Genomic DNA, 244 nt, shown 5'->3' with positions numbered 1-244 from the left:
CGGCTCCTGTGCTGGAGCGTCCCTTAGCTGAAAAGGCGGGTCTAGGCTGGACCGGTAAACACTCTTTGCTGCTCGATGAAGAGGCAGGCTCTTGGTTTTTTCTTGGCGAACTATTGATTGGATTGCCTCTTCCTGTCGATGCTCCAGTAGAAAACCAATGTGGGAAGTGTCGCTCTTGCATCACAAGTTGCCCTACGGGAGCGATAATCGAAGATGGTGTCATTGATGCGCGCAAGTGCATCTC

General features: G+C 52.0%; 1 protein-coding gene. It reads left to right on the top strand.

Features of this window, described 5'->3' with window-relative positions; genetic code table 11:
* On the top strand, positions 1-244 hold a 244-nt coding region (locus tag AB4585_RS22800; RefSeq protein WP_372171083.1), incomplete at both ends, for a 4Fe-4S double cluster binding domain-containing protein.

It is taken from the genome of Vibrio sp. 10N.222.49.C9 (assembly GCF_041474985.1).
Taxonomy (GTDB): Bacteria; Pseudomonadota; Gammaproteobacteria; order Enterobacterales; family Vibrionaceae; genus Vibrio; species Vibrio crassostreae_C.
The sequence above is the reverse complement of the archived record's forward strand: the minus strand, read 5'-3'. Positions and strand labels throughout refer to the sequence as shown.